The organism is Brachybacterium hainanense (assembly GCF_042434575.1).
Classification (GTDB): domain Bacteria; phylum Actinomycetota; class Actinomycetes; order Actinomycetales; family Dermabacteraceae; genus Brachybacterium; species Brachybacterium hainanense.
Genome location: NZ_JBHLSV010000005.1, coordinates 224,337 through 242,188 on the forward strand (window position 1 = coordinate 224,337; position 17,852 = coordinate 242,188).

Here is a 17,852-nt window from a genome sequence, read left to right on the forward strand (position 1 = left end):
CATCATCCCGGAGCGGGTGGCTGCACGAGCGGCCACCCGCTTCATCGTTGATGAGCACGGATGCCACATCAGCACCTACTCCGTCGCCTCTCACGGCTACGCGCAGGTCGGGTGGCACACCGACGGACGCAGGTACGGGTCGACCGCGCACCGAGCCGCATGGACCTATGCCCACGGGCAGATTCCCGAGGGCATGACCATCGACCACCTGTGCAAGCAGCGACGGTGCGTCAACATCGAGCACCTCCGCATGTTGGAGAACTTCGAGAACGCGCGCCGCACCTCCGGTCGGGACTGGCCCCTCGGCCAGTGCATCAACGGGCACCCCGACTCCGAGCTCGTCCACTGGGGCGGGAAGTGGAAGTGCCGCCCCTGCACCCTTGACGTCCAGCGTCGCTACCGGGCTCGGAAGGCCGCACGCGCCGCCTGACCCACCAGCAGTACCGCACCACTGAGGCCTCCGCATTCGCGGGGGCCTTTCGCATGCCGAGCGCATGCAGCCCCGGATGGCGTAGCGCGGATCGTCCCCGCGCCGGGGCACTCCACCCACCAATCGAAGGAGAACTCATGGCTATCACTCCTGCCCCGTTCGGTCGTCGTGCCGGGCACCCCCAACCCCTGACCCGGGAGGTGCTCACGGTGCTGAGGCGCTGGGCTGAGGCGCGTCCTGGTCCCACGAATCGTGGAGCGCGGCGATGAGCGCCGGAATCCCGACCCGCGCCGCCACCGGGGCCCCGTTCCTCGAGGATGGCGACCTCGTGGAGCTGGACCTCTGCATCGTGACCCAGGCGGTCGTCCATGCCGCAGGGGATGTGGGCCGGGGGCGTGCTGGTGGGGCTCTTGCGCAGCTCCGGAATGCTCGTGCCGCCCTGGATCGGGCGGAGAGGATCCTCGCCCGCTACGCCGAGGAGGACCGATGATCCCGCAGGCGTGTGCTCACCTCGCGTGCCGTCGCCGCTCGTGGCTGTGGGGAGTGTGCCACCAGCATCTGAGCGAGGCTCTCGCCGCCGGGCGGCGCGCGGCGGAGGGTGTCGCCGGGATCCGGCGGCGGGAAGCCCTCGCGGACCGGTACGGGAGGACGGCGTGATGGACCTGTCCACGATCCCCGTCCCTGAGAAGACCTGCACCGTCACCGTCGTCTCCCACACCCAGGCATACCCGACCGTTCCCGGCTGCACGTCCGGGATCGTCGAGTACTCGGAGGGGCGGGCGACGGTCCAGTGCGCGGTCTGTCTCCGCACCGCGACCGGGCGGCGGGTGCATGACCCGATCGTTCATGCGCACTGGGACCACGCCGGCGACGACTACGACGTCCTCACGGGCCCACGGAACCCGCACACCCCGTACAAGCGCTGCCCGGACTGCAAGGCCGCGCGCCGCCATCCGCCTGAGCAGCTCGACCTGCTGTCCCATCTCGCCACCCTCTAGGAGGACCCCATGACCACCGTTCAGCACCAGGCCAGGCAGCGGACCAGCCGCTACGACTCCGGCTCCGTCACCTACCAGCTCGTGTGCTCGTGCGGCTGGGTCTCGCCCGAGCGTACGAGGCCGTCAGCGATGCGAGCTGACCTGACCCAGCACCTCAAGGAGGCCCAGCGATGACCCTGCCTGAGACCACGACCTACGCCGACCTCGGCGTCCTGGCCCCGGAGCCTGTGTGCCGGGTCTGTGGGGGCGAAGGATGCCCCCGCTGCGATGACCTCGGCTTCGACTACGGCGTCGACGACCGTCCCGAGTCCGATTGACCACCCCATGACCAGCAAGGAGAACACCATGACCAGAAAGACCATCCGCATCGCTGAGGGCAGGCTCGAGCTGCACGCCCAGCCTGACGGCCATGTCCTCGTCCGTTTCCGTCATCCGCTGCCGCAGGGCTTCTCGCCCGCGACGTCCGTGCCCGCCGCTGTTGAGCGGGCCCGGGCGTCGCTGCGAATGGACGGCTGGACGGTCGAGGAAGGCAGCGAGTCCCTCGCCCGCGCAATCCGCGCCGCCCTCGCGGTCGGTCCTGTGCCCGCCCCGGCCGAGGCCACGGACGCTGCTCACGCCACCGACTGGCAGGCGATCGCCGAGCAGCACGAGAGCACGATCGAGACCCTGCAGGACGAGCTCGACCGCGTGCGCACGGACCTGGACTCGTGGCTCAACCTCACGCCCCGCGACCTGCTGGACCAGGCGTGGGAGGCAGCGCACGTGCCCGAGGACGGGATGATCCCGGCAGGGAGCGTGTACATCACGCACGCTGAGAAGGTCGGGATCTACGTCTGCGCGAGCGAGGGCTCCCCGATCCCCGCGGAAGACGACTCCCAGGGCATCGAGCGTCGCCTCCTGGACCCGCCGCCTCCCCGTCCCGACTGGATGGACGAGGCCGAGCGGATCCAGGAGATCCTCACCGACCTCGGCGATGCCGGATTCAGGCACGATCCCGTCCTCCTGTCCCGGCACATCGCAGAGCGCCTGGCCGAGGGCGTGCGCGTGGGAGGTGGCGAGGGATGACGGAGACCGTGGTTCTTCTGCTGGCCGGGGCGCTGTGTGTCGCCATCGGGATGATCGCGGGGCGTAGGCGATGAGCGATTTCGAGGAAGCCGCCCGCAAGGCTGGCCCGAAGGACTGGCCGGCCGTCAACGCCGCGTTCGTGGACGGCGCGCTCTGGGGTCGCGCACGGATGTTCCCCGAGGAGATCACGGACGGAGAGCTGGACGCGATGCGGGAGGCGACCCAGACCCACCTCCCGCGCTGGGTGCCGGCAGCCGACCGTCACGAGTGCCGGTGTGGATTCACGGGGACGCGCGACGCGGCCCAAGAGCACCAGTTCAGGGAGGCGGCATCTGCAATGCGCGCCGCAGCACGAAAGGAGCAGACCCGATGAGCGCCTTCGAGGCCGCCGCCCGCGCAGAGGCCGAGCGATACGCCCACACCCCGCGCATGAACGTCGGCACCGTGACCGACCGCCTCGCGGAGGCGTACATGGCCGGTGCCGCCGCGACTCGCGACCACCTGGCCGCGCAGGAGCCGAGCGAAGAGGAAGTTGAGGTGGCGGCAAGGGCGCTGTGGGAGCGCATCTCGCCTGCCCTCGCATGGGACGACGCGACCGAGGCGTACCGCGATGCGTGCCGCATGGACGCCCGCGCCGCTCTCCGTGCCGCTGCGGCAGTGAGGAGGCAGGGATGAGCGCGTACCGGTTCTGGACGCTCACCTGCGACGGGTGCGGCGAAATCTGGGACTACGGCATCGCCACCACGGTACGCGAGGCGAAAGCCTCTGCGCGCCGCAACGGGTGGAGCACAGGACGCACCAAGCAGGACCCCGACCATTGCCCCGTATGTGCTCGGGGCCTCACATCGAAGGAGACGAACCGATGACCACCCCCGACACCCTGCGCGAGCAGATCGCGCGGACGATGACAGAGGCCATGTGCGAGAGGCACGTGGACCAGGGCATGTGCATGACGTGCGACAGCTCCATGGTCACATGCTCGCATCCGCCGTACATGTACTGCGAGACGCACGATGAGGCTACGGATGCGGGAGACCCGTGTCCGGTGGCGGCGAAGGGCGCAGACGCGGTTCTCGCCGTGGTCGAGCCTCTCCTCGCGGTGGAGCGGGAGGCCGGGGCACGCGAGGCGCTCGAGGCCCTGCAGGCGGTCGAGCTCGCGATGATCCCCGACGACGCCGACCACGATGACCCGATCCGGATCGAGAAGCAGGCTCTCGCATACCGGATCCAGCGACGAATCGAGAAGGAGAAGACCCATGGCTGAGTACACGCCCACCGATGAGCAGATTCGGGCCGCGTACTGCGCGGGGAGCAATCTCCGCCGAGAGACGCTCCGACAGCACTACATGGGAGAGCCAGCGACCGACTACGGCGCGGAGTTCGACCGTTGGCTGGCCCGTGTCCGCGCCGAGGCGTGGGACGAGGGCGCGGAGTCGGCGTGGAGACGTTCCACCCCCGAGGTGAACGGCCAGGCGTACCACTGGCGCAGGAGCGGAGAGCCCTACAACCCCTACCGACAGGAGGCCCCCGATGCCTGAGCACGTGACCGACGAGCAGCTGATCGCCTGGCAGGTCCTCGCGGACAGGGCATCTGGCGACCCCTGGGACACAGTCTTGTCGAGCGACGGAGTCTGCGTCTCCGCCGACGACGGCCGGGACGGGATCGCGGGGCACCTCCTGGTGGACGACGCCCGTTTCATCGCCGTATCCCGCACGGCCGTTCCTGCCCTGATCGCCGCGGTGCGGGAAGCACGGGCCGAGCGGGACGCGGCCGTGACCCGCGAGAAGAGGTCGCTCCTGATCGCCCGCAACGCGGTGCGGGACGCACGGGCCGAGCGGGACCGGGCGCGTAGGGCACGGGACGTGCTGACCGCCGCACAACAGGCCCCGATCCGACGCGCGGACAAGGCCATAGCCGAGCGGGATGCCCTGGCCCGCCGCATCGAGGCCGTGCGGGGTATGGTCGCCCACTTCGAGGCCGAGTTCCACGACGGCCAGGAATGCCCCGGTTGCATGTGCGAGCAGATCAGGGACGCCCTGGACGGGGAGGAGGAGCCGTGAGCGCCGACGACCACCTCCCGACGCAGCTGTTCCCCATCATGACGCCCATCGCCTGCACCGAGTGCGGCAAGACCATGCCCGTCAAGACGATCGCGTGGATCCCCGGGTGGGGTCAGATCGCGCACTGGGACCCTGCCTGCCCCGAGGCAGGCGACGACTGGGAGGACGCGTGATGGACCTCTTCGGCACCCCGGAGGGGAAGCGCACCGTCCGGGAGGAGTGGCGGCTGGTGATCGTCACGCCTCTCTACAAGGACATCCGCGGGGTATTTCCCGATCGGGAATCGGCGGAGGTCCGCGCCACTCAGTACGCCCCCTGGGTCCGCCGGCACATCGAGCGGCGGACCGTCACCACCTACGAAACCCCTTGGGAGACCCCATGACCCGCCGTACGATCTACCCCGCCTGGTTCGACAAGACCAGAGTCATCGAGGCCGAGCAGTGGGCGAAGGCACCGACCGTCGCGACGCAGATCCTCGAGCAGGTCGAGGCGCACGACGGCGACCTGCCCGACCCGGCCCGCGTCCACGGCTGGCGCTGGCTGCTGGCCCGTCCGCTCTACCGCCTCGGCGACATGATCCTCGGGGCAGGATCCCCGACCATCCTGCGGCTGGCGGAGATCGGCGTCGCCATCGTCGAGGCGGGGCCCGATCCCGCGTTCCCGCGGGACGAGCTCGTCGCCGACCTTCAGGAGAGGCTGGTGCAGCAGGACGAGGAGCTCGACTCGTTCAGCCAGCAGCTCGCGAAGACCCAGAACGCGGCGGCGGCTGGCCGGAATCTCGCCCGCGCGCTGCGCCGCGTGGACGCGACGATCGACGAGATGGGCCACGACCGATGAGGCTGTTCCGGGAGGTCTTGATCGAGTCCCAGTCCCAGGCCGACACCCTCCCCGACGGGACGATCGCCACCATGCCTGGACGCTGGCCCCGGATCCTGCTGAGGGACGAGACGGGGCAGCACTGGGCTGCTGGGGACGCGGGGGGCATCGCCCCGGACATGGCCGGGTGGACCGCGCTCGTGCCTGTTGAGGCGGTGGAAGAGACGACCAGGCCCGTGCAGCTCTACGCGACGGTCGCTCACGTGGCCCCACACTCCATGGCCGACACCCCATCCCGTCGTCTCGTGACCAGTTGGGAGCCGGTTCCCTGACCTCACCCACGGACCTAATTCCTTCGAACCAGCCCCAGACATGAACCACTAACCACAGGATGGAACCATGACAGAGAACACCTCCGCAGGACAGGCCCTGTACACCCTCGGCACACAGGTCACTACAAGGATCGGAGAGCTCCGCCAACCCGCCGCGGGGTCCGAGCTCGAGCACCTTCATTCCCTTCACCCAGACTCACCGATTACTGCCGCAACATCCATCGCGGCCGCCATCACAACAGCAGCGGCTGCAGCATCCGCTACCGGATTCCTCGTCGAAGTTGAGGATTCCCCGGCCGACGAGACAGTCCTCGGCGGCCTCGCCCGGCAGCTTCTGATCGGTGTCTACACAGCGAGCTATGTGCTCGGCCCCAAGGACCCGGCGGTGAGGGAGGAGCGAGCCCGCACTCTCGTCACGCTTGAGTACAAGAGCTACCGGCAGGCAGCCTCCCGGGTAGCGAACTTCAAAGGTCCAGAGATGTCGGATGCACGCGAGTTGGCTGTCGAACGACTCACTGAAATCGCGAAGGCAAAAGAGTTGAACGGAATCGGCTCTGCGGAACTAGGCACTGGAAAGCTCCTATCTGAGGGGGCGAAGGAGTTCGCGGAATTCCAACTCGATAGCTTCCGTCGTGAAGATGGCGCCGACGTGGAACTCCTGGACAGAATCGCGTTGAACGTGCATGAGTCAGCGGAATGGCTATGGCAGACGTCGAGTGGATTCGCCCACGGGTACGACTGGCCGATGATGCTCGTGGGAGAGGAGGATGCGCCAAACCAGTCCTCGCAGCTCTTCCATGCACTCACCGCCGCGTGCAAGCTGAGCTGGCAGGCGGCGGAACTGGATCGGGCATCGTTCCGCTCCGAATGACAGGCCGGTTGCCGGCACGCGCGGAAGTGTGACTAGCGGGCCCCGTTGGTCACACTTCCGTGCGCTGGCGGAGCCCGCGGAGCCGGTTCACGACCGTGGGACGGTACTCGAGCGCCTCCCTCGACTCGAGCAGCCGGTTCAGCCGCACGAAGTACGCCGTCGGCGTCAGGCCCGTCTGCTCGCGGATCACCCGCTCCTTCACCCCCACCGAGCGGAACGTCCTCGCCTCGACGTCCAGAATCCGCCGATCAAGATCATCCATCCGGGCACCGTACCGCCCACCACCGACACCCGAGGGCCCCGCAACGGCGGGGCCCTTCCTCTATGCCCAGGAGGCCCCATGTCCCGCACCCACGCATCCGCGCGCGCTGCTGGCACCCGCCACGAGACCGCCATCGCCACCTACCTCGCCACCGTCCTCGAGGACGACCGGATCGAGCGGCGTGCCCGCTCCGGAGCGAAGGACCGTGGCGACATCGCCGGGATCCGTGCCCGCGGCCGCCGGATCGTCATCGAAGCGAAGAACACCACCCGCACCGAGCTCGCGCGGTGGATCCGTGAGGCCCACCTCGAGGCCGGTAACGATGATGCCGCGATCGGGGTGGTCGTCGCGAAGCGGCACGGTGTCGCGGACCCGGCCCGGCAATGGGTCCACATGACCCTCGCTGATCTCGCGTGGCTCCTCGGGGGCGACGCACCAACCTACGACGACTGAGGAGGACCCCTTGGCATGGTTCAAGGCCGACGACCAGCTGCCCTTCCATCCGAAGGTTCTGGCCGCCGGAAACGCCGCGATGGGCCTGTGGATCCGAGCGGGAACCTGGTCATCGTCCCAGCTCACAGACGGGTTCATACCAAGTGCCATAGCAAATGCCATGGCAAACGAATGCGATGCCGATGCGCTGGTCGATGCGGGGTTGTGGGATCGCGTCGAAGGGCAGGGGTACCGCTTCCACGACTGGTCGGACTTCCAGCCCTCCGCGGAGCAGGAGCGGGAGAAGCGGGAGAAGCGCAAACGTGCAGGCCAGAAGGGTGCTGCCGCCCGCTGGGGTAGCAACCCGGATAGCAAATCGCATAGCAAACCGCATGACACGACGGATGACGCATCGCATGGCAAAGCCGATGGCAAAACGATGCCCCGATCCCGACCCCGATCCCATGTGTCTCCTACGGAGACACGTCCCGACGTCGAGCAGGTCTGTGAGCTCCTCGCCGACCTCTGCCAGCAGACCGCCTCCAACGGCCGCCGCCCCACGATCACGAAGGCCTGGCGCGACGAGGCGCGCCGCCTCATCGACCTCGACAGCCGCACCGTCACCGAGATCGAGCGCATCGCCCGCTGGGCACTCGGAGACCCGTTCTGGGTCGGGAACATCCGGTCGATGCCGAAGCTGCGCGCCCAGTTCGAGCAGCTCTCCCAGCAGGCCCAGCGCCCCACCCGTCAACAACAACCCCGCCCGAACCGGGACGTCACGTCCGGGCGGTCCCTCGTCGAAGCCCACCAACGACTCTTCGGAGAGAACCCATGACCGATATCCAGTCCGTCACCACAGTTGCGCAGGAGCTTGCCCTCGCTCGCACCGAGGCCCCCTCGGAGGTCATCGTCGCCCCGGACGGTAGCCAGCACGTGATCCAGTGGCAGGGAACGCCCGCGCCCCGCCATTGGGTGACCAGCTTCCTCGACGGTCTCGTCACGGCCCGTCTGATCGAGCCGTTCCCCGACATCCCGGCGGGCCTGTCGGAGGCGGAGACGGTCATCGCCCAGCGGCGCCTGGACGACCGGCTGAACGAATGGCACAAGGTCCTCGCCGGCATGCCGCTCGAGCTGCTGACAGCGGCGGGGCAGCACTTCCGACTCAACGGCGTCCCCGACGGTCGATGGGGCTACCTCCGCCCCTCGGACCTCTCCCGCTGGATCCGGCCCCGGCTCCGCCGCCGCATCCCCCCGGCCGACGAGTGCACCAGCCACCCCGGGCACTGGGCGGACCGGTGCGGGCAGTGCGCGGAGAACCGCCGGACCAGCCGCACGAAGACCTCGAGCATCCTCGCGGGTATCCGCCGCGAGCTCGCCCAGCGAAAGGACCCCGCATGACCGACCACGCCCGCCGGATCATCGACCAAGCCGAGGACGCCTGGTTCATCCTTCAAGGCATGGCCCGAGCCCAGACCCAGGCCGCGGGCCCGAAGGTCCAGACCTCCACCACCCCGGCGGCACCGCTGAATCTCACGATGCACGACCTCGCCGTCGACATCGCGACGATCCTCCGAGACCTCGCCCTCGACATCGCCGACACCACCGGGGAATGGCCCGACGGCCTCGACGCCACCGGGGCCGCAGCTTTCGCCCGGGCCCGCACGGAGCACATCATCGGCCACGAGGGTCGAGAGGAGACCATCGCGACCCTCGCGGACCGGCATCGCACCGCCACCGGGATCCTCGGCATGCTCCCACGCCGCACCCGCGTCCCGGAGCCCTGCGAGTGCGGCGCCCAGCAGCACGTGTACCACGAGCATGTCGCGTACGTCCGCTGCGAGGACGGGCACCTCGCTTCCCTCGCCGATCACGCCTACGCCGCCGGGGCGGGTCACTTCACGATCGGCCAGGCCGCCCGCATCCTCGGCGTCTCGGACCGCACCATCGGCCGGCTCCTCGAGCGCGGTGACCTGTGGGGTTCCCGCGGATCCTCGGGCCGTCGCGGCTTCGTCGACGCCGCATCGGTGACCGCGTTCCGGCACGGACTTGCGCGCCGGGCCCATGCCGGATAGGTTGTGAATGAATCGCCGTAGTGTCCCCGAAGGGCCCTACGCGCACGAAGCCCCGATCACGGTCGGGGCTTTTCCTGTGCCTGCCGACGTTCTCCCGGCACCGGCACAGAGCCCGCGGCCCCCTGGACAAGGCACGGCGGGCACACGCCATGCGCGCTAGGCGCACCCTGGTCTCCAAAGCCGGGGGTGCGGGGTGCGATCCCTCGGCATGGTGCCACCACAGACAGCCCCCGGGGATAGGCAGACGTGCCCGCGACCCCGGTGCGCCGAAGCCCACAAGAAGCCCCAGACCCCCTGCTCGCACACCCCGGGGCCGGCCACAAGCCGCCAGCCCGCCGCGCGCAGAGCGGGCACCCACAACAACCCCGAGGCCCCAGTGACCACACCCTGGGGGATACGGGGCCCCAACCACCACCATCCATCAACCATCCGTGAGGGGGTGCCATCCATGAAGTGCACTGCTCACAAGACGGATGGCAGTCCCTGTGGCGCGTGGGCGATCAAGGGTGCGACGGTGTGTCGTGTGCATGGTGGGTCGATCCCGGCGGTGCGTGCGGCGGCGGCGCGTCGTGTCGCGGAGGGGAAGGCCGCGAAGGCGATGCGGCTGTTCGCCGAGCCGGTCGACATCGACCCGGCGCAGGCCCTGCTCGAGCTGGTGCAGTGGACGGCCGGGGAGGTCCGGTACTGGAGGGCCGAGGTTGCTGCGATCGCTGAGACGAAGCCGGCGTCCCTGACGTGGGGGAAGACGAAGGCTGAGAAGGGCGTGGGTCCGCAGGGTCCTGTGGACACGGAGACTCATGAGGCGGTCCGTCCGGTGGCGTACGCGATGCTGACGGATGCGCAGGATCGCCTGGCCCGGTATGCGGCGGCTGCGCTCAAGGCCGGTGTCGAGGAACGGCGCGTGAAGCTCGCTGAGGATCAGGGGGCGCTGGTCGCTCAGGTGATCCGCCGGATCCTGGACCGTCTGGACCTGTCGAAGTGGCAGGCGGAGATGGTGGGCACGGTCGTGCCGGAGGAGCTCCGGGCGCTCGCGGCGAGCGTGGGCTGATCCCCGTGTCCGCCCTGGATTGGGCGGAGGCCGCGGCGCGGATGTTCGAGCCCGCAGCTGCACCGCGCCGCTGGGATACGCCCGGCGACATGGCCCGTGCCCTCGACCCGCGGACCGTGCAGACGCCGGCTCTCGACATGATCGACGCCGCCCTCGTGGACCTGCTCGATACTCCCGATGGTCGGCTCATCATCTCGATGCCCCCGCAGGAGGGCAAGAGCCAGCGGACGTCGCGGCGGTTCCCGCTGTGGGCGCTGACCCAGCGGCCCGACCTCCGTGTCGCCATCGCCTCGTACGCCCATGACGTCGCCCGCAGGTGGGGCCGCACGATCCGCGACGACATCACCCAGCACACCGACCTCCTCCGCCTCAAGATTCGCTCGGACCTGTCGGCTCAGCATGAGTGGCAGCTCGAGGGCCATGAGGGCGGCGTGTTCTCCGTCGGCATCGGCGGCGGCCTCACCGGCCGCCCCGTCGACCTCGCGATCATCGACGACCCGATCAAGGACCGCGAGCAGGCCGACTCCCCGACCTACAGGGAGCGGACATGGGCATGGTGGACAGATGTCATGTCGACCCGCCTCGCACCTGGCGCCCCCGTCGTCCTGATCCTGACCCGCTGGCACCACGACGATCTCGCTGGCCGGCTCCTGGCCGCGGAGGACGGGCATCGCTGGCAGGTCATCAACATTCCCGCGCAGGCCGACCACGACCCGGTGAAGGGCGAGACCGATCCTCTCGGACGAGCCCCCGGCGAGTACATGCGATCCGCGCGCGGCACCACCACCGTCCAGTGGGATGCGAAGCGGATCCAGTCCGGGCCCCGCACGTGGGCGTCCCTGTTCCAGGGCCGTCCGTCGCCGGAGTCTGGTGGGATCTTCCCAGCGGACTGGCCGCGCTACACCCTGCCCCCGTGGGTGGAGCAGCCTGACGGGTCGCGTCGTCTCCTCGACGACTTCGACACCGTGATCCAGTCGTGGGACCTGACGTTCAAGGACACCGCCTCATCCGACTATGTCGTGGGGCAGGTGTGGGGGCGACGCGGTCATGAGGCCTGGCTGCTCGACATGGTCCGTGGGCGCATGGACTTCACGGCCACCATCCAGGCCGTGAAGGACATGCGCGCCCGCTGGCCGCAGGCCCGGGCTGTGTTCATCGAGGACAAGGCCAACGGCCCCGCGGTCATCGCGTCGCTGTCCCAGTCCGTGCCGGGCATCGTCCCCGTCGAGCCCGACGGCGGGAAGTACGTCCGCGCCGTCGCGATCCAGCCGTTCACCGCGGCCGGGAACGTGAAGCTCCCCGACTCGCAGCTCCTCCCCTCGGTCGTGCACCTCACGACGGAGGCTGATGACTTCCCGAATGGGAAGCACGACGACACGGTCGACGCTCTCACGCAGGCGCTCAACCAGTTGTATCTGCAGCCGATCCTCGCCGGTGACGGTGGCCTGCTCACGGCCGAGGATCTTCTCGATCTCGATGACGTCGAGGACCTCGGCGACTACTGATCCCGGAGGGCTCATGTGTGACGTCACTGACTGGCTGTGGAGCCTCGCTCCGACCGTCATCGCGCTTGGTGCCGTGTGCCTGTGGCCCGCCGACAGCGCGAGCGAGCCGCTGCTGCGGATCGAGACCAACGACGTGACGTGCATTGAGCTCCTCCTGTCCGATGACGACTGACCGAGAGGAGTACTCCTGATGGGCATCCTGTCCAGGATCCTCGGCCCGCGTACCACCCACGATCCGATGACGGAGTTCCTCGCGGAGGAGGTCGAGTCGCTGCGGTCCCTGGCCCGTGAGGACCGGGGCTGGTCGCATCTCGGCTCCGACGACGACCTGGGTCCCACCCGGGAGGCTCTGGTGGAGGCGGCGAAGTCGGGGCGGGCTCTCGCGGTCGCGCATCCGCTGGTGCGGCGTGGACTGTCGCTGCGGACCAGCTACGTGCATGGCAACGGTGGCCCGCAGCTGTCCGTCGCGGACGAGGACTCGTCGCAGGATGTCGCGAAGGTCGTCCTGGACTGGTGGACGGCGCGAGAGAACGAAGCGGCGCTCACCGGCCCGGAGGCTCGCGCCCGCCTCGAGCGGTCCCTGTCCACTGACGGGAACGTGTTCCTCGCCAGCTTCACCAACCCCCGCACCGGCGCGATGACGGTCCGCACCATCCCGTTCGAGCAGATCACCGCGATCCACACCGATCCTGAGGACCGCATGAAGGTGTGGTTCTTCGAGCGCACCTACACGCGACGCACGGAGGCGTTCTCCACCGCCACGGAGACCATCACGGTCCTCCACCCCGAGCTGACGTACGCCCCGTCGCTGCGCCCGAAGGCGATCCGGGGGAACCCGGTCCTGTGGGACCAGCCGATCCGGCACGTCAAGGTCAACGACCTCGACGGCTGGCAGTACGGCATCGGCGACACGTACGCGATCGCCCCTTATGCACGCGGCTACCGGGACTTCCTGAACGACTGGCTCCGCCTCATGCGGTCCCTGTCGCAGTTCGCGTGGCAGGCCACTGCCGAGGGCAACCGGGCGAAGCGCGCACGCCAGGCCCTCGCCCGCGTCCCCGCGAACACGGCCCCCGGCAACGAAGGAGGCGCCGGATCCACCTACGTCAGTGCGCCCGGGGAGAAGCTCGAGGCCATCCCGAAGACGGGAGCGACCATCGACGCGGACTCCGGCCGCCCGATCCTCGCGATGATCGCGGCCGGACTCGACGTCCCCGTGACCATGCTGTCCACGGACCCTGGTGTGACGGGTGCGCGTGCGACGGCGGAGACGCTCGACGAGCCGATGTACCTGGCGATGGCTGCGCGCCGCGACGTGTGGACCGCGGTCTACCGTGACCTCGCGGAGGCGGCGATCGAAGCCGCCGTGCGTGCCCCGCAGGGCCCGCTGCAGGGCACGATCGAGCGGGACCCGTGGACGAACACGGACCGTGCGATCCTCGGCGGCGCGACCCCGAGCATCCTCGTGGACTGGCCCGACCTCTCCACAGCCACCGTGGACCAGGCCGTCGCCGCGATCAAGGACGCCGACTCGACGGGAAAGCTGCCGCCGAAGGTCATCGCCCGCCTGCTCCTCACCGCGCTCGGTGTCGACGACATCGACGACATCCTCGAGGAGCTGACCGACGACGAGGGCAACTGGCGCGACCCCTACAAGACGGCCGGCGACGCGCTCGTCTCGGCGTTCAACCGGGGTGAGGACCCCGCGCAGGCCCTCGGCCAGTACGCCCGCTTCCCCCGTGACGCGGCCGCGGCTGAGTCCCTGATCCGGGGCGAGTCGTGACGATCACGCAGCGCGTCATCGACATCGAGACCGCGATGCAGACCATCCTCGATACCCACCTCGATGACCACACCCGCACCCTCACCACGGCGTGGGTGCGGGCATGGGAGGACACGCGGGCCGAGCTTGAGGCCGCGGTGCTGGGGAAGGTCGCGCCCGGGAACGTCTCCATGGCGGACCCGATCGATCCGCGTCGCCTTGATCGGGCTCTCGACTCGCTCGCTCAGTCCCTCGGCGAGCTTGTGGACTTGTCAGACGAGACGATCCGTGCCTCCGTCGCCGACATCGTCCGCCTCGGCGTCGACGGGGAGACCGCGATGATCGGCACCCAGCTGCCCGATGGGGCAGTGCCCCTTCGCGCGGACGCGGGCCAGATCACTGCGATGATCGCCCGATCCACGGAGCAGATCACCGCGGCACACCTGCCGATCAGCGCGGACGCGGATGCGGCGATGCGCCGCCGTCTCGTCCGCGGGATCACCGTTGGCGACAATCCCCGCCTGGTCGCGGACCAGATCATGGCCGACGTCCACCAGGACTTCAACGGCGGTCTCGCCCGCGCCCTCAACATCTCCCGCACGGAGATGCTGGATGCCATGCGGCAGGGACAGAAGGCCGCGGACGCCCGGAACCAGGCGGTCCTGGGCGGCTGGGTGTGGGGGGCGCACCTCGACTCGAAAACGTGCAGGTCCTGCATCGCGATGCACGGCACCGAGCACACCATCGACGAGGAAGGCCCAATCGACCACCACTCCGGCCGGTGTGCGCGAATCCCGAAGACGAAGACGTGGGCTGAGCTGGGGTTCCCCGGCATCGAAGAACCACCCCCCGCGCTCCCCGATGCGGAGACGTGGTTCGAGGGGCTGACGGAGCAGGAGCAGCGCCGCCTCCTCACCTCATCGGGGTACGAGGCGTGGAAGCGCGGCGACTACTCGATCAGCGACTGGGCGGCCCGGAAGTCCAACGGCTCATGGCGCGACTCGATGGTCCCGTCGACCCCACCGAAGGAGGCGTGATGGACCCGGAGATCGAGGAGTGCTTGCGGGCTCTGGCCGAGAGCGTCGCCGCCTGGGGTATCACCACCGAGGAACTGCTCGAGCGCCTGCCCCTCGTGTACCAGGCGGGCGAGTCCCTGCCCGTCCTGTCCGAGGCGGTGGAGGCGTGATGGTCCGCTGCCGAACCTGCCAGGCCGGGGCCGTCCCGTCGACGCTCCTGCCGTCCCGTGCCGAACGACACCGCGCCTGGCACGTCCTCTGGACCCGATGGAAGGACCGCCGATGATCGAGAACCCGCCTACCAACGTCCAGATCTCCCGGAACGTCGACGGCGGCGTGCAGATCCTCCTCGACGGCCGCGACCTCGCGATGTACGTCGAGGACTGGTCCATCAACCCCGACGGGTACGGGGCCGGCGACCCGATGCTCACCCTCACTATCCGATGCGACCACCTCGAGATGGACCTCCCCGACGCGTCCGTCCGCCCCACCCTCACGGGTCCGTCCCCTGATGTCCGAGGAGGCTGCGCATGACCACCCAGACGATCACCGAGGCCCTCGGCACCGCGACCCCCCGGTCGGGCCGGATGCTGATTCAGATCATCACCCCCGGCATCGGCTCCTCGGGCGTGTACCCGCGGGAGGTCCTCGAGGCCGCCGCCGGCGCACGCGTCTTTCCCGCCGGGACGCAGATGTTCGCCGATCATCCCAGCGCCAGCGAGGCGCAGGACCGGCCGGAGCGATCCATCCGCGACCTCGCGGGGGTCCTCACCCAGGACGCCTACTGGGACGGGACCGCTCTCGTGGCCGAGGCGAAGACGTACGCGCCGTGGTCGGAGGTGCTCGCGCAGATGCACGGCGACATCGGCGTCTCCATCCGCGCCTCGGCCCGTGTCGAGGAGTCCGATGAGCAGGGTCGCCCGATCATCGCCGAGCTGGTCGAGGCGATGTCCGTGGACTTCGTGACTCGTGCGGGCCGGGGCGGCCGGGTTCTGCAGCTCCTCGAGTCCGCCGTGCAGGAAACCCTGCCGGGCGGACTCGTGGCCGGGGATCTCGAGCAGCGGATCGATGACGCGCTCGGCCCCGACCTGTGGGCCCGCGACTGGACCGACGACTGGGTCGTCTACGACCAGCACACCGACACCGGCCGTCAGCTGGTCCGGCAGGCCTACGAGGTGGGCCCGGACGGTCGCATCACCCTCACCGGGGACGCCATCCCGGTCGCCCGCCGCGTCACCTACGACGCCCTGAACCCCCCGTCCAGCCCGGCCGGGGTCGCAATGGAATCCACCCAGAAGGGAGAGCCTGTCATGGCTCAGATCCAGATCGACGAGGCCGAGCACAAGCGCCTCACCGAGGCCGCCGAGAAGGTGGCCGCCGCGGAGGCCGAGAAGTCTGCCGCGATCAAGCGTGCCGAGGAGGCGGAGGCGCAGATCACCGCCGCGAACGAGGCCGCCGACGCCGCTGCCGCGGACCGCATCATCACGGCCGCGGGCGGGTTCACCGCTCTCGAGGAGAAGGGCCTCCGAGCCGACATGCCCATGAGCGACGGTCGTCTCGACGTGCCCGCGTTCGAGCGGCTCGTGAACGAGGCCGCGGCGGAGAAGGCCGAGGCCAACGGTGCAGGCCGCCCCACCGGTGTCGGCGTCACCGAGTCCACCAGCTACACCGAGACCGACCTTGATGCGGTCCTCGGCATCACGAAGGGAGCCTGACCCATGGCCCGCAACGAGCAGTTCCGCCACGCCAACCACATCTCCCTGCCCGTGCCCGCCGGGACTGCCTCCGGGGATCCGGTGCGCGTCGGCATCCTCAACGGCGTCGCACAGACGAACGTCGCCACCGCCGACGACTGGGCTGGGGGGAACGCCCTGGGCCACGCGACCGTGTGGCTCGACGGTTCCCACGTCCTCCCCGTCGCGGGGGCTGTGACCGAGGTCGGCGCACCGATCTACATCGCCGACGGGTCCCTGTCCGCGACGGCCGGGGGCGCGCTCTACGGGGCCGCGCTCGCGACCCAGGCCGCGGACGGGTCGATCCCGGTCCGCATCATCCCCGCCACCCCCGACGCTGCCTGAGAAGGAGCCCCACCATGACCACCACGAACCTCCGCGCGATCGGGGAGGCATACAACCTGTTCGAGCGCGCCATGAACGGCGATCTCCGCGCCAAGGCCGAGGTCCGCGAGTCCCTGACCACGAGCGATTTCCCGATCCTCCTCGGCCAGGGCTACCAGCGGAAGCTCCTCGCGCAGTACGCGACGATCGACCCCGTGTGGGCGCAGTACTCCATGCGTTCGACCGTCCCGAACTTCAAGCGCCAGCGCCTCGTCGACATCCTCGGCGGCCGTCGCGGCCTGACCCGCATCCCCGAGGGCACCGAGTACCCGGCCCGCGACCTCGACGAGAACGAGTACGACTTCTCCGTCGCCAAGTACGGTGACCGTTTCCCGCTCACGTGGGAGATGGTCATCAACGACGAGCTCGGCGCGTTCCGCGGCCTCGATCAGGTCCTCGCCGCCGATGCCCGGTACACGGAGGGCACTGTCACCGCGGACGCCCTCCTGAATCAGGACCACACCGACCTGAACACCGGGTTCTTCGGGACCGTGGTGAACACGCCGCTGACCGCGGACTCCCTGCAGGCCGCGATCGAGGGCCTGTCCTCGAAGCGGAACGCCGAGGGACAGACCATGGTCCGCCCCGAGCTGCGGCTCGTCGTCGCCCCCGGCCTGGAGTTCCTCGCGAAGCAGCTCGTCGCCGCTGTCGAGGTCCGCCTCACCAACGGAAACCGCACCACCGTCATGAACAACCCGCTCGCGGGCATGGTGCAGGTCGTCGTGGAGCCGAACCTGCTCCGCAACACCAACGCGAAGGCCAACACCACCTGGATGCTGCTGCCCGCCCCGGGCGCGGCTCGTCCCGCGATCGTGACCGGATTCCTCGCCGGCCACGAGGCCCCGGACCTGCGGGTGAAGAACGACCAGGGCGTCCGTCCCGGCGGCGGCTCCATCGGCGCGTCCGAGGGCAGCTTCGACGACGACACGATCCAGTACCGGGTCCGTCACGTCGTCGGCGCGGCAACGATCGACAACACCTTCACGTACGCGTCCCGCGGCGCGTGACCAGCGGAGGACCGCACCCGCACATGGGTGCGGTCCTCCCTCGTCCAGAGGAGACCAT

At 69.5% G+C, this 17,852-nt stretch carries 30 protein-coding genes; 29 read left to right on the forward strand and 1 reads right to left on the reverse strand.

Annotation, left to right across the window (positions count from 1 at the left end; translation table 11 throughout):
* Nucleotides 1-16 precede the first annotated feature (16 nt).
* The 15 genes from ACFFF6_RS06065 to ACFFF6_RS06135 all read left to right on the forward strand — a co-directional run bounded on the left by ACFFF6_RS06065 (nucleotide 17) and on the right by ACFFF6_RS06135 (nucleotide 6,573).
* Complete coding sequence (locus ACFFF6_RS06065; protein WP_376979147.1) at nucleotides 17-430, forward strand: HNH endonuclease signature motif containing protein; 414 nt, start codon at nucleotides 17-19, stop codon at nucleotides 428-430.
* A 265-nt stretch (nucleotides 431-695) separates the two neighbouring features.
* The gene (locus ACFFF6_RS06070; protein ID WP_376979149.1) at nucleotides 696-920 is read left to right on the forward strand and encodes a hypothetical protein; all 225 of its coding nucleotides are present in this window, start codon (nucleotides 696-698) and stop codon (nucleotides 918-920) included.
* Nucleotides 921-1,086: 166 nt separating this feature from the next.
* Nucleotides 1,087-1,428, forward strand: a complete 342-nt coding sequence (locus ACFFF6_RS06075; RefSeq protein WP_376979150.1) for a hypothetical protein — start codon at nucleotides 1,087-1,089, stop codon at nucleotides 1,426-1,428.
* A 9-nt stretch (nucleotides 1,429-1,437) separates the two neighbouring features.
* Nucleotides 1,438-1,602 carry a hypothetical protein gene (locus ACFFF6_RS06080; protein ID WP_376979151.1) on the forward strand — a complete coding sequence of 55 codons (165 nt, stop codon included), beginning with the start codon at nucleotides 1,438-1,440 and terminating at the stop codon, nucleotides 1,600-1,602.
* Nucleotides 1,599-1,745 carry a hypothetical protein gene (locus tag ACFFF6_RS06085; RefSeq protein ID WP_376979152.1) on the forward strand — a complete coding sequence of 49 codons (147 nt, stop codon included), beginning with the start codon at nucleotides 1,599-1,601 and terminating at the stop codon, nucleotides 1,743-1,745. Before ACFFF6_RS06080 ends, ACFFF6_RS06085 begins: the two co-directional genes overlap by 4 nt.
* 28 nt (nucleotides 1,746-1,773) lie before the next feature.
* Nucleotides 1,774-2,493 carry an EAL domain-containing protein gene (locus tag ACFFF6_RS06090; RefSeq protein ID WP_376979153.1) on the forward strand — a complete coding sequence of 240 codons (720 nt, stop codon included), beginning with the start codon at nucleotides 1,774-1,776 and terminating at the stop codon, nucleotides 2,491-2,493.
* Between the two features lie 70 nt (nucleotides 2,494-2,563).
* Nucleotides 2,564-2,866 carry a hypothetical protein gene (locus tag ACFFF6_RS06095; RefSeq protein WP_376979154.1) on the forward strand — a complete coding sequence of 101 codons (303 nt, stop codon included), beginning with the start codon at nucleotides 2,564-2,566 and terminating at the stop codon, nucleotides 2,864-2,866.
* Nucleotides 2,863-3,168 carry a hypothetical protein gene (locus ACFFF6_RS06100; protein WP_376979156.1) on the forward strand — a complete coding sequence of 102 codons (306 nt, stop codon included), beginning with the start codon at nucleotides 2,863-2,865 and terminating at the stop codon, nucleotides 3,166-3,168. The genes ACFFF6_RS06095 and ACFFF6_RS06100 overlap by 4 nt, the downstream gene beginning before the upstream one ends.
* A 187-nt stretch (nucleotides 3,169-3,355) precedes the next feature.
* Nucleotides 3,356-3,757: a hypothetical protein gene (locus tag ACFFF6_RS06105; protein ID WP_376979158.1), complete on the forward strand. Its 402-nt coding sequence runs from the start codon at nucleotides 3,356-3,358 to the stop codon at nucleotides 3,755-3,757.
* Nucleotides 3,750-4,031, forward strand: coding sequence for a hypothetical protein (locus ACFFF6_RS06110; protein WP_376979160.1), 282 nt, complete (start codon nucleotides 3,750-3,752; stop codon nucleotides 4,029-4,031). Before ACFFF6_RS06105 ends, ACFFF6_RS06110 begins: the two co-directional genes overlap by 8 nt.
* Nucleotides 4,024-4,554, forward strand: a complete 531-nt coding sequence (locus ACFFF6_RS06115) for a hypothetical protein (RefSeq protein ID WP_376979161.1) — start codon at nucleotides 4,024-4,026, stop codon at nucleotides 4,552-4,554. Before ACFFF6_RS06110 ends, ACFFF6_RS06115 begins: the two co-directional genes overlap by 8 nt.
* The gene (locus tag ACFFF6_RS06120) at nucleotides 4,551-4,727 is read left to right on the forward strand and encodes a hypothetical protein (RefSeq protein ID WP_376979163.1); all 177 of its coding nucleotides are present in this window, start codon (nucleotides 4,551-4,553) and stop codon (nucleotides 4,725-4,727) included. Before ACFFF6_RS06115 ends, ACFFF6_RS06120 begins: the two co-directional genes overlap by 4 nt.
* A complete protein-coding gene (locus ACFFF6_RS06125) occupies nucleotides 4,727-4,936 on the forward strand; it encodes a hypothetical protein (RefSeq protein WP_376979165.1) in 210 nt (69 codons plus the stop codon). Before ACFFF6_RS06120 ends, ACFFF6_RS06125 begins: the two co-directional genes overlap by 1 nt.
* Nucleotides 4,933-5,391 carry a hypothetical protein gene (locus tag ACFFF6_RS06130; RefSeq protein WP_376979167.1) on the forward strand — a complete coding sequence of 153 codons (459 nt, stop codon included), beginning with the start codon at nucleotides 4,933-4,935 and terminating at the stop codon, nucleotides 5,389-5,391. The genes ACFFF6_RS06125 and ACFFF6_RS06130 overlap by 4 nt, the downstream gene beginning before the upstream one ends.
* 378 nt (nucleotides 5,392-5,769) lie before the next feature.
* Nucleotides 5,770-6,573 (forward strand): hypothetical protein, encoded by an 804-nt coding sequence (locus tag ACFFF6_RS06135; RefSeq protein ID WP_376979169.1) that lies wholly within the window; start codon nucleotides 5,770-5,772, stop codon nucleotides 6,571-6,573.
* A gap of 49 nt (nucleotides 6,574-6,622) precedes the next feature.
* Here ACFFF6_RS06135 and ACFFF6_RS06140 read toward each other — a convergent pair whose 3' ends face one another.
* Nucleotides 6,623-6,835, reverse strand: coding sequence for a DUF3263 domain-containing protein (locus ACFFF6_RS06140; protein ID WP_376979171.1), 213 nt, complete (start codon nucleotides 6,833-6,835; stop codon nucleotides 6,623-6,625).
* Nucleotides 6,836-6,913: 78 nt separating this feature from the next.
* Between ACFFF6_RS06140 and ACFFF6_RS06145 the strand changes: the two genes are divergently transcribed.
* The 14 genes from ACFFF6_RS06145 (at nucleotide 6,914) to ACFFF6_RS06210 (ending at nucleotide 17,794) form a co-directional block, all read left to right on the forward strand.
* Nucleotides 6,914-7,288, forward strand: coding sequence for a hypothetical protein (locus ACFFF6_RS06145; protein ID WP_376979172.1), 375 nt, complete (start codon nucleotides 6,914-6,916; stop codon nucleotides 7,286-7,288).
* A gap of 10 nt (nucleotides 7,289-7,298) precedes the next feature.
* Complete coding sequence (locus ACFFF6_RS06150) at nucleotides 7,299-8,102, forward strand: phage replication protein O (RefSeq protein ID WP_376979173.1); 804 nt, start codon at nucleotides 7,299-7,301, stop codon at nucleotides 8,100-8,102.
* The gene (locus tag ACFFF6_RS06155) at nucleotides 8,099-8,665 is read left to right on the forward strand and encodes a hypothetical protein (RefSeq protein WP_376979175.1); all 567 of its coding nucleotides are present in this window, start codon (nucleotides 8,099-8,101) and stop codon (nucleotides 8,663-8,665) included. The genes ACFFF6_RS06150 and ACFFF6_RS06155 overlap by 4 nt, the downstream gene beginning before the upstream one ends.
* Complete coding sequence (locus ACFFF6_RS06160; protein ID WP_376979176.1) at nucleotides 8,662-9,339, forward strand: helix-turn-helix domain-containing protein; 678 nt, start codon at nucleotides 8,662-8,664, stop codon at nucleotides 9,337-9,339. The genes ACFFF6_RS06155 and ACFFF6_RS06160 overlap by 4 nt, the downstream gene beginning before the upstream one ends.
* Before the next feature lie 514 nt (nucleotides 9,340-9,853).
* On the forward strand, nucleotides 9,854-10,387 hold the full coding sequence (locus ACFFF6_RS06165) for a hypothetical protein (RefSeq protein WP_376979177.1): 534 nt from the start codon (nucleotides 9,854-9,856) through the stop codon (nucleotides 10,385-10,387).
* 5 nt (nucleotides 10,388-10,392) lie between these two features.
* Nucleotides 10,393-11,892 (forward strand): phage terminase large subunit, encoded by a 1,500-nt coding sequence (gene terL / locus ACFFF6_RS06170; protein ID WP_376979179.1) that lies wholly within the window; start codon nucleotides 10,393-10,395, stop codon nucleotides 11,890-11,892.
* A 13-nt stretch (nucleotides 11,893-11,905) separates the two neighbouring features.
* A complete protein-coding gene (locus tag ACFFF6_RS06175) occupies nucleotides 11,906-12,064 on the forward strand; it encodes a hypothetical protein (RefSeq protein WP_376979181.1) in 159 nt (52 codons plus the stop codon).
* Nucleotides 12,065-12,082: 18 nt separating this feature from the next.
* A complete protein-coding gene (locus tag ACFFF6_RS06180; RefSeq protein WP_376979183.1) occupies nucleotides 12,083-13,675 on the forward strand; it encodes a hypothetical protein in 1,593 nt (530 codons plus the stop codon).
* Entirely contained in the window at nucleotides 13,672-14,691 is a 1,020-nt protein-coding gene (locus ACFFF6_RS06185) for a phage minor head protein (protein WP_376979184.1), read from the forward strand. Before ACFFF6_RS06180 ends, ACFFF6_RS06185 begins: the two co-directional genes overlap by 4 nt.
* A complete protein-coding gene (locus ACFFF6_RS06190; RefSeq protein WP_376979185.1) occupies nucleotides 14,691-14,840 on the forward strand; it encodes a hypothetical protein in 150 nt (49 codons plus the stop codon). Before ACFFF6_RS06185 ends, ACFFF6_RS06190 begins: the two co-directional genes overlap by 1 nt.
* Nucleotides 14,841-14,952: 112 nt before the next feature.
* Nucleotides 14,953-15,204, forward strand: coding sequence for a hypothetical protein (locus ACFFF6_RS06195; RefSeq protein WP_376979187.1), 252 nt, complete (start codon nucleotides 14,953-14,955; stop codon nucleotides 15,202-15,204).
* On the forward strand, nucleotides 15,201-16,385 hold the full coding sequence (locus ACFFF6_RS06200) for a hypothetical protein (protein WP_376979189.1): 1,185 nt from the start codon (nucleotides 15,201-15,203) through the stop codon (nucleotides 16,383-16,385). The genes ACFFF6_RS06195 and ACFFF6_RS06200 overlap by 4 nt, the downstream gene beginning before the upstream one ends.
* Before the next feature lie 3 nt (nucleotides 16,386-16,388).
* Nucleotides 16,389-16,748, forward strand: a complete 360-nt coding sequence (locus ACFFF6_RS06205; protein ID WP_376979191.1) for a capsid cement protein — start codon at nucleotides 16,389-16,391, stop codon at nucleotides 16,746-16,748.
* Nucleotides 16,749-16,762: 14 nt separating this feature from the next.
* Nucleotides 16,763-17,794 carry a phage major capsid protein gene (locus tag ACFFF6_RS06210; protein ID WP_376979193.1) on the forward strand — a complete coding sequence of 344 codons (1,032 nt, stop codon included), beginning with the start codon at nucleotides 16,763-16,765 and terminating at the stop codon, nucleotides 17,792-17,794.
* Nucleotides 17,795-17,852: the final 58 nt, after the last annotated feature.

Excerpts from the sequence above, each read along its gene's own strand:
- ACFFF6_RS06115 (WP_376979161.1), top strand. The coding sequence starts at position 4,024 with ATGCCTGAGCACGTGACCGACGAGCAGCTGATCGCCTGGCAGGTCCTC.
- ACFFF6_RS06180 (WP_376979183.1), top strand. The coding sequence starts at position 12,083 with ATGGGCATCCTGTCCAGGATCCTCGGCCCGCGTACCACCCACGATCCG.
- ACFFF6_RS06195 (WP_376979187.1), top strand. The coding sequence starts at position 14,953 with ATGATCGAGAACCCGCCTACCAACGTCCAGATCTCCCGGAACGTCGAC.
- ACFFF6_RS06100 (WP_376979156.1), top strand. The coding sequence starts at position 2,863 with ATGAGCGCCTTCGAGGCCGCCGCCCGCGCAGAGGCCGAGCGATACGCC.
- ACFFF6_RS06160 (WP_376979176.1), top strand. The coding sequence starts at position 8,662 with ATGACCGACCACGCCCGCCGGATCATCGACCAAGCCGAGGACGCCTGG.
- ACFFF6_RS06155 (WP_376979175.1), top strand. The coding sequence starts at position 8,099 with ATGACCGATATCCAGTCCGTCACCACAGTTGCGCAGGAGCTTGCCCTC.
- ACFFF6_RS06075 (WP_376979150.1), top strand. The coding sequence starts at position 1,087 with ATGGACCTGTCCACGATCCCCGTCCCTGAGAAGACCTGCACCGTCACC.
- ACFFF6_RS06105 (WP_376979158.1), top strand. The coding sequence starts at position 3,356 with ATGACCACCCCCGACACCCTGCGCGAGCAGATCGCGCGGACGATGACA.
- ACFFF6_RS06175 (WP_376979181.1), top strand. The coding sequence starts at position 11,906 with ATGTGTGACGTCACTGACTGGCTGTGGAGCCTCGCTCCGACCGTCATC.
- ACFFF6_RS06205 (WP_376979191.1), top strand. The coding sequence starts at position 16,389 with ATGGCCCGCAACGAGCAGTTCCGCCACGCCAACCACATCTCCCTGCCC.
- ACFFF6_RS06140 (WP_376979171.1), bottom strand. The coding sequence starts at position 6,835 with ATGGATGATCTTGATCGGCGGATTCTGGACGTCGAGGCGAGGACGTTC.
- ACFFF6_RS06190 (WP_376979185.1), top strand. The coding sequence starts at position 14,691 with ATGGACCCGGAGATCGAGGAGTGCTTGCGGGCTCTGGCCGAGAGCGTC.
- ACFFF6_RS06070 (WP_376979149.1), top strand. The coding sequence starts at position 696 with ATGAGCGCCGGAATCCCGACCCGCGCCGCCACCGGGGCCCCGTTCCTC.
- ACFFF6_RS06200 (WP_376979189.1), top strand. The coding sequence starts at position 15,201 with ATGACCACCCAGACGATCACCGAGGCCCTCGGCACCGCGACCCCCCGG.
- ACFFF6_RS06085 (WP_376979152.1), top strand. The coding sequence starts at position 1,599 with ATGACCCTGCCTGAGACCACGACCTACGCCGACCTCGGCGTCCTGGCC.
- ACFFF6_RS06090 (WP_376979153.1), top strand. The coding sequence starts at position 1,774 with ATGACCAGAAAGACCATCCGCATCGCTGAGGGCAGGCTCGAGCTGCAC.
- ACFFF6_RS06125 (WP_376979165.1), top strand. The coding sequence starts at position 4,727 with ATGGACCTCTTCGGCACCCCGGAGGGGAAGCGCACCGTCCGGGAGGAG.
- ACFFF6_RS06095 (WP_376979154.1), top strand. The coding sequence starts at position 2,564 with ATGAGCGATTTCGAGGAAGCCGCCCGCAAGGCTGGCCCGAAGGACTGG.
- ACFFF6_RS06110 (WP_376979160.1), top strand. The coding sequence starts at position 3,750 with ATGGCTGAGTACACGCCCACCGATGAGCAGATTCGGGCCGCGTACTGC.
- ACFFF6_RS06135 (WP_376979169.1), top strand. The coding sequence starts at position 5,770 with ATGACAGAGAACACCTCCGCAGGACAGGCCCTGTACACCCTCGGCACA.
- ACFFF6_RS06130 (WP_376979167.1), top strand. The coding sequence starts at position 4,933 with ATGACCCGCCGTACGATCTACCCCGCCTGGTTCGACAAGACCAGAGTC.
- ACFFF6_RS06210 (WP_376979193.1), top strand. The coding sequence starts at position 16,763 with ATGACCACCACGAACCTCCGCGCGATCGGGGAGGCATACAACCTGTTC.
- ACFFF6_RS06080 (WP_376979151.1), top strand. The coding sequence starts at position 1,438 with ATGACCACCGTTCAGCACCAGGCCAGGCAGCGGACCAGCCGCTACGAC.
- ACFFF6_RS06145 (WP_376979172.1), top strand. The coding sequence starts at position 6,914 with ATGTCCCGCACCCACGCATCCGCGCGCGCTGCTGGCACCCGCCACGAG.